The following is a 7,909-nucleotide window of genomic DNA, read 5'->3' as shown; positions in this document are numbered from 1 at the left end:
CAAGTGGTCCCAGATGCCTCTAGAGTAGATCGTGGAGATGTGAGTTTGCTGATTAATGGGCTCCCAATCATTCATATTGAGCTCAAAAAAGAGTCCGCTAAAGACGGTTTCATGCAAGCTTATTATCAAATTCAGCGTTATGCAGAAGATGGATTTTTTAAAGGGATTTACGCAACTACTCAAATCATGGTGATTTCAAATAAAGTCGATACCCGATACTTTGCAAGACCTAGTGAAGATACCGCTGAAGCCTATGCTCAGATGAAGAAGTTTTTATTTAATTGGCGGACTGAAGACAATCAAACGGTTTCCGATTTGTTTGATTTTACTCGTACAGTTTTGCGGATACCCGATGCCCATGAATTGATTAGCCAATATACCATTCTCGTCGATGATCAAAAAAATCAAAAATTCCTCATGGTTTTAAGGCCTTACCAAATTCATGCGATTCGTAAGATTCGTCAAAAAGCGGCACAGCATGAAGGAGGATTCATTTGGCATGCGACAGGTTCAGGAAAGACCATTACCAGTTTTGTCGCAACGAAATTATTAGCACAAAATGCGATCGGTGTCGATCGTACGGTCATGGTTGTTGATAGAACGGACTTAGATGCTCAAACGCAGGATGAGTTTACGAAGTTTGCCTCGGAATATCATACCGGACAAACGACCGGAAATTCGGTAGCCAATACTTTGATTGTTGGGATCAAAAATCAAAAACAGTTGGCTCGAAACCTCCTTTCATCAAAAAATAATAATACGATTTTAGTGACCACGATTCAAAAACTCTCTGCGGCTATGCGGAGTGCCCAACAAGAGAGTGAAGAAAAAGGCTCCAATCAATTTGAAAAGCTACGGCAAGAACATCTTGTTTTTATTGTTGATGAGGCTCATCGTGCGGTTAGTGATGAGGAAATGAAGCGGATTAAGAAAATATTACCCAATTCAACCTGGTTTGGATTAACGGGGACGCCTATTTTTGAAGAAAATAAAAAGCAAGAAAATGGAACTTTTGCTAGAACAACGAGCCAGCAGTACGGGCCACTCCTTCACTCCTATACAACCAAAAATGCCATGGATGATGGGGCTGTGTTAGGCTTTCAAGTCGAGTATCATTCACTGATTTCAGAAGAGGATCAAGAGGTGATTGTCACCCAACTCAATAAAGGAAAGTTGCCAGACGATGTCTTACAACAAGAAAAATTGTTGCCTACGGAACTTTATGAAACAGATGAACATATTCGTACCATGTTACAAAAAATCTTTAATCGGAGAAGTGTGGTCAAAAAGTTCAAGGTAAAGAATGGTTTTCCTACGATGTCAGCCATTCTTACCACTCACTCGATTGCCCAAGCCAAACATATTTACCGGATTTTAAAGGAAATGAAAGATAATGGGACACTCTTGAATGGGCGACAATTTGATGAACGTCATCAACTGATTGATAAAGATTTCCCAAGAGTAGCTATTACCTTCTCAACCAATCCGGATCAATTAGAAAAAAATGAACAAGACGATGAATTAGTAGAGATCATGAAAGAGTATGCGAAACAGTTTGATGCTTCTCCTTATCAAGATGAGAAACTCTACAATCAAAATATTAATAAACGGTTGGCCCGTAAGGAAAAGCAATATCAATCGGATGGTCAGTGGCTAGATTTTGTCATTGTTGTCGATCGTTTATTGACAGGCTTTGATTCTCCAACGATTCAAACCTTATATATTGATCGAGAAATGAACTATCAAAAGCTCCTTCAGGCGTTCTCAAGAACCAACCGTATTTATACAGGAAAAGATTCTGGTTTGATTGTCTCTTTTAGAAAACCCTTCACCATGAAAGAAAATGTGCAAAACACGTTTCGTCTATTCTCAAATGAAAAGCAAAACTTTGATCAACTGATTCCAAAAGAATATGAAGAAGTCAAAAAAGAATTTATCGAATGTTCAACACTTTATAAACAAAGCGAAGCCGAGCTATCGGATAATCCCAATGATCTTAAAACGATGATTGCGCAAGTAAGTGCTTATCAAAAGCTAGAAAAGAGTTATAAAGCGCTCCGAAGCTATGATCAATACGAAGAGGACTTTGAAGCATTTTCAGAAGTAGTGGAGCAGTTGCCACAATATCAAGGAAAAACGGAAAATATTAAAACAAAGATTAAAGAAATGCTCGAGGATGAGGGGCATTCTGAGGAAGACTTCGAGAAGCTTTTACAAGAGATTGCTTTTTCTTCGCAGCTCAATGCGACGCATAAAGACGTCGTGGATAGTTTTTATATTAATCAACTTTTGAAAGCGATCCAATTAAACGAAGCAGGCGCCGTTGAAAAATTTGAAAAAGAAATCCAACAAAAGGATCCTCAAATCCAAAAGATGTATCACACCTTGAAAGATCAACTCGTCAATACGACTGAAGAGATTGATGTAGCTCAATTAAAAGAGACATCGATTCAAAATGAAATTCAAAGACAACTTCAAAAAGAAGCTGAAGAATTTGGATTATCCTTCGACTTTTTACAGTCTGCAATGAATGAATATCAAGGCGATAAGAAAACAATCCCTTATTTAACCCATTTACTGGATTCGATGACCCTCAGTAAAGAAGAGTTCGAAGCCAAAACGGGTGAAAAATACAGAAGAAGAACAAAAGTTTTAGAAGAACGACTACAACAAAATTTTGAACAAATTCAAAAATGGAAAGAAGAATTATAATGGCGACAGGTTTAAATCAACAACTATGGGCTTCTGCGGATATCTTACGTGGAAAGATGGATGCAAGTGAGTACAAAAACTACTTACTGGGATTAATTTTCTATAAGTACTTGTCTGATGCGCAGCTGAGAGAAGTTTATGAACAAGAAAATGGAAAAACAGATACCTTCCCAGAACGTTCCACTCAGTATGCAGGCTTCATGGAATGGTACGAAGAAGACAAAGACGATTTAATCGAAAATATCCAACCCAAACAAGGTTACTTTATCCAACCCGATCAATTGTTTTATCACTACCGCATCAAAGCTGATAACTATGAATTTAACTTGACCGACTTACAAGCAGGTTTTAATGAGTTGGAACGTCAAGGAGAAGAATTTAGTGGATTGTTTGCGGATATTGATTTAAACTCCACAAAATTAGGCTCAAATGCACAACAACGTAATGTGACGATTACTGAGGTCTTGCGTGCCTTAGATGAGATTGACTTATTTGAACACAATGGCGATGTCATTGGGGACGCTTATGAGTATTTAATCGGGATGTTTGCGGAAGGTGCAGGTAAAAAAGCAGGAGAGTTTTATACCCCTCAAGCTGTTTCACGCATCATGTCAGAAATTACGTCGATCGGACAAGAATCTCGAGCGCCTTTTCATATTTACGATCCTGCGATGGGATCAGGTTCTTTGATGCTTAATATCCGTCGCTATCTCATCAATCCAAATCAAGTCCATTATCATGGCCAAGAGCTAAATACGACGACCTTTAACTTGGCACGTATGAACTTAATCCTTCATGGAGTAGATAAAGAACGCATGAACCTGAATAACGGGGACACTTTAGACGCCGATTGGCCCTCAGAAGAGCCTTATCAGTTTGATTCTGTGGTTATGAACCCTCCTTATTCTGCGAAATGGTCGGCGGCAGATAAATTTCTCTCTGACCCTCGTTTTGAGCGTTTTGGAAAATTAGCGCCTAAATCTAAAGCGGACTTTGCCTTTCTCCTTCATGGTTTTTACCATTTGAAAGAATCGGGAACAATGGGGATTGTCCTTCCGCATGGCGTGCTCTTTAGAGGAGCCGCAGAAGGAACCATTCGTCAGGCCCTTTTAGAAATGGGAGCTATTGATGCAGTCATTGGCTTGCCAGCCAATATCTTTTTTGGAACGAGTATTCCGACAACGGTTATTATTTTGAAGAAAAACCGTTCTCGTCGTGATGTCTTGTTTATCGATGCTTCTCAAGATTTTGAAAAACAAAAAAATCAAAATGTCCTGTTGGATGAACATATTGATAAAATTGTTTCTATCTACAAAAAACGAGAAGATATTGAAAGATATGCTCATGTTGCAAGTTTTGATGAGATCCAAGAAAATGACTTTAACTTAAATATCCCTCGTTATGTAGATACCTTTGAGGAAGAGGAACCGGTTGATTTGGTTGCAGTAAATACCAATCTCCTTAAGATCAATGAAGAATTAGTTCAACAAGAGCAAGTGCTCTTATCGTTGATTGACAATTTTTCAGAAAGTGAAGAGAATCAAGCATTGATTGATTCGATGCGTCTTCTTTTGAGAGGTGGGCATGATGAGTAAAAAGAGTCCACAATTAAGGTTTGAAGGTTTTACGGATGATTGGGAACAGCGTAAGCTTGGCGATGTGATTTCAATATCATCTGAAAAAAATGGCAATCAATTCTCTAGGGCCGACGTGCTTTCGGTATCTCGTGAAGCTGGAGTTGTTAATCAAATTGAATATCAGGGGCGTTCATTTGCTGGAGCATCTATTGCAAATTATCGTGTAGTCCATAAAGGCGATCTAATTTATACTAAAAGCCCTTTAAAAGGAGCTCCCAACGGTATTTTTAAAACCAGCGAAGCAGAAGGCATTGTTTCCCCTCTGTATGCCGTCTATCAGTCTCGCGAGGCAAATGCTGCTTTCGTCGGTTGGCTACTGTCAAATGACAATTTTGCAACCCATTACTTGTACCCCTTAGTTAATAAAGGCTCGAAGAATACACTGCTTGTGTCAGATGCAGATGCGATATCTGGACATTTGAGTTTCCCAAATATCGAGGAGCAAGCTAAAATCGTTTCATTCTTTACGCAACTTGATAACCTTATCGCTCTTCATCAACGTAAGTTGGATTTGTTGAAAGAACAGAAAAAAGGCTACTTGCAAAAAATGTTCCCTAAAAATGGGGAAAAAGTTCCTGAATTGCGATTTGCGGGGTTTGCTGACGATTGGGAAGAGCGTAAGTTAGGAGAATTATCTAAAGATACTTTTGGTGGAGGAACTCCGAAGACATCAGTAACAGAATATTGGAATGGGGAAATACCTTGGATTCAAAGTAGCGATCTTTCTAGTGATCACTTATTTGGTGTGTTACCTAAAAAACATATTACTGAGAATGCTGTTAAAAATTCAGCTACTAAACTTATACCTAAGAATTCAATAGCCATAGTTACTAGAGTAGGTGTTGGTAAATTAGCCTTTATGCCTTATGAATTTACTTCAAGTCAAGATTTTTTATCATTATCAAATCTTCAAGTTGATTGTAATTTTGGAATGTACTCCATTTACAAAATGTTGCAAAGGGAGCTTAATAACATCCAAGGAACATCAATAAAAGGAATTACAAAAGCAGACCTACTAGATAAAGAAGTTATTATTCCTGTAGAATTTGAAGAACAAAAAAAAATCGGTTCGTTCTTCAAACAGCTAGATAACACTATCGCTCTTCATCAACGTAAGTTAGATTTGTTGAAAGAACAGAAAAAAGGCTTTTTACAAAAGATGTTTGTTTAGGGTCTATAATTAGATAATGACCCCTAGGAAAGACTATTAAAACAACCCCCATTATCTAATAGTTAGATAACGGGTGTTGTTTTTTTATAAAATGATATAATACTCCCTAGATAGGAGAAAACGTATGTCTAGACAAAAACGATCGATCAAGGAAAATAATGATAAATTAAAAGTTCAATTAGAACTCCTCCGTAGTTATACGGAACACTTTGACTCAGGTATGATTCATATGGCTTTGCCAATGGCTACACAGGTTCGTGTATTAATACATCAAACAGATAAGTCCAATTTATTGACTTCTGAGCACTTTTTCATCCGGATGTTGTCGGCGCCGATCATTATGCGATCGGGGGTGGGCATATGAATTCATTGATTAGTTTAGAAAAAGTTAATTATCAAATCGCTGATCAACATATTTTACATGATGTTGATTGGCAGATTCCAGCTGGGGCTCATATTACATTGACGGGACCATCCGGTGGTGGGAAAAGTACGTTATTACGGATCATTGCGGCCATGATTTCTAAAACAAGTGGGACCTTGAATTTTGATGGGCAGCCGATTGAAAGTTATGACCCAATCATGTATCGGCGGCAAGTCTCATATTGTTTCCAACAACCGACGTTATTTGGTGAGACGGTGGCAGATAACTTAGCTTTCCCGTACCAAATTCGTAAGCAAGTCACGGATACGCAACGAGTGGTAACGGCGTTAAATAATGTTGGGCTGTCCGAACGAACCCTGCATCAGCCGATTATCGAGCTTTCCGGTGGTGAACGGCAGCGGGTCGCGCTGATTCGCAACATCTTATTCTTACCAAAAGTGTTGTTATTAGATGAGGTGACAGCTGGTTTGGATGAAAATAATAAGCAAATCGTGCACGCCTGGTTACGACAGTTAAATGAGCAGGATCACGTGACAACGATCATGATTACTCATGACGCGACAGAGATTGCTGCGGCAGATCAATTAGCGAAAGTGGTTGCTGGCAGATTGGAGGTACACGCATGAATTTAGCAGTTAATAATACGTCGCTATTTTTGGCGGCAATGTTAGTGCTCATCGCGTTAGGAATTAGTTTGTGGCAGAAACTTGGCTTGGATAGGGACATCGTCATTGGTGTCGTGCGGGCTGTTGTACAACTATTTATCGTGGGTTACTTGCTAAAGTATATTTTCCGAGTCAACAATTTGTGGCTAACGCTGGCGATGATGGGCTTCATTATCTTCAATGCGGCTTGGAATGCGAAAAAACGGGGGCCGGGGATTGACCATGCATTAGCCATTTCGTTATTAGCCATTTTTGTTAGTACGGGGGTAACACTCAGCGTCCTCGTGCTATCTGGTGCAATTAAGTTTGTGCCATCGCAAATGATTCCCATTTCTGGTATGATTGCGTCGAATTCAATGGTCGCAATTGGGCTGGCTTATCGCAGCCTCAATAGTCAGTTTCATGACCAGCGGCAAGGTGTGCTTGAACGGTTGGCGTTAGGGGCTGGTCTACTTGATGCTTCGATTGCCATCGTGCGTGAGGCGATTCGTACGGGGATGTCACCAACCATTGATTCGGCAAAGACCGTGGGTCTAGTCAGTCTGCCAGGTATGATGTCCGGTTTGATCTTTGCAGGGGTCGATCCAGTACGGGCCATTAGGTATCAAATTATGGTCACGTTCATGCTCTTATCAGCGACTAGTTTGGGGTCAATCATTGCGTGCTATTTAGCTTACCGTAATTTCTATAATGAACAAAAACAGTTGAAGTAATGACTCCTGATTGCAGTCGCGCGGGGAGTCCTTTATGATGGAAGCTGAAATAAAACTTAATGCGGGGGTATTGATGTGAATGACGCAGCGGTTTGGGTTCCAGTTCCAGCAATGTTTTACTGGGGCTGGTTAGTACCACTCATATTTGGAACCATTTTTGGTTGGCGTTATCATCGCGATAAGGTTCGCCTAGGTAACGGTATTTGGTTTTCGCTATTTTTCTATTAGTTTTTAACCATGCTGGCGATTACAATTTTAGGTAGCAATATCCACTGGTTGATCATTATCAGTGGGACGTTGTTTGTGTTGCTGATCCTGTTGATTGGGCTGATTTTTACCTTACAAGCTTTCTTGCTCTTATGGGATGCGTGGATCATGTGGCGTCGTGAGAGTCATACGTTGGCGAATATGCTGACCTTGTACTTGGGACTGGCCATTCTGATTTTGCCAAAAACTTCACTTCATTCTTGAAACTTTCTTTGCAACGGACAACAATTTGAACATTTTTATCCTCAAAAAGTTCTGTCTAAGTAGCCATAGTGTCTCACATTACCTTTAATTGTCCAGCGAGCAGCTGTATCCCTCTGTGCTCTTTTGTTCTTCGTCCAATTCACTGGTACCCTATT

General features: G+C 39.7%; 6 protein-coding genes and 2 pseudogenes. 7 read left to right on the top strand and 1 reads right to left on the bottom strand.

Annotation, left to right across the window (positions count from 1 at the left end; genetic code table 11):
* The 7 genes and pseudogenes from RU87_RS09290 to RU87_RS09945 all read left to right on the top strand — a co-directional run.
* Positions 1–2,712, top strand: a 2,712-nt coding sequence (locus tag RU87_RS09290) for a type I restriction endonuclease subunit R (protein ID WP_096835853.1), incomplete at its 5' end; no start/stop codon positions are given.
* Complete coding sequence (locus tag RU87_RS09285; RefSeq protein ID WP_068164865.1) at positions 2,712–4,307, top strand: type I restriction-modification system subunit M; 1,596 nt, start codon at positions 2,712–2,714, stop codon at positions 4,305–4,307. The genes RU87_RS09290 and RU87_RS09285, both read left to right, overlap by 1 nt.
* The gene (locus tag RU87_RS09280) at positions 4,300–5,520 is read left to right on the top strand and encodes a restriction endonuclease subunit S (protein WP_231860465.1); all 1,221 of its coding nucleotides are present in this window, start codon (positions 4,300–4,302) and stop codon (positions 5,518–5,520) included. The genes RU87_RS09285 and RU87_RS09280 overlap by 8 nt, the downstream gene beginning before the upstream one ends.
* A 124-nt stretch (positions 5,521–5,644) precedes the next feature.
* On the top strand, positions 5,645–5,884 hold the full coding sequence (locus RU87_RS09275; protein WP_068164872.1) for a hypothetical protein: 240 nt from the start codon (positions 5,645–5,647) through the stop codon (positions 5,882–5,884).
* The gene (locus tag RU87_RS09270; protein WP_068164873.1) at positions 5,881–6,531 is read left to right on the top strand and encodes an ABC transporter ATP-binding protein; all 651 of its coding nucleotides are present in this window, start codon (positions 5,881–5,883) and stop codon (positions 6,529–6,531) included. The genes RU87_RS09275 and RU87_RS09270 overlap by 4 nt, the downstream gene beginning before the upstream one ends.
* Positions 6,528–7,283: an ABC transporter permease gene (locus tag RU87_RS09265; RefSeq protein ID WP_068164876.1), complete on the top strand. Its 756-nt coding sequence runs from the start codon at positions 6,528–6,530 to the stop codon at positions 7,281–7,283. The genes RU87_RS09270 and RU87_RS09265 overlap by 4 nt, the downstream gene beginning before the upstream one ends.
* Before the next feature lie 75 nt (positions 7,284–7,358).
* Positions 7,359–7,733: pseudogene (locus RU87_RS09945) on the top strand (YdcF family protein); the annotation flags it as partial.
* 80 nt (positions 7,734–7,813) lie between these two features.
* Here RU87_RS09945 and RU87_RS09255 read toward each other — a convergent pair.
* Positions 7,814–7,909: pseudogene (locus RU87_RS09255) on the bottom strand (IS5/IS1182 family transposase); the annotation flags it as partial.

It is taken from the genome of Pseudolactococcus plantarum (genome assembly GCF_002441715.1).
Classification (GTDB): Bacteria; Bacillota; Bacilli; order Lactobacillales; family Streptococcaceae; genus Pseudolactococcus; species Pseudolactococcus plantarum.
Note: the sequence above shows the minus strand (reverse complement) of the source record. Positions and strands in the feature narration are given on the sequence as shown.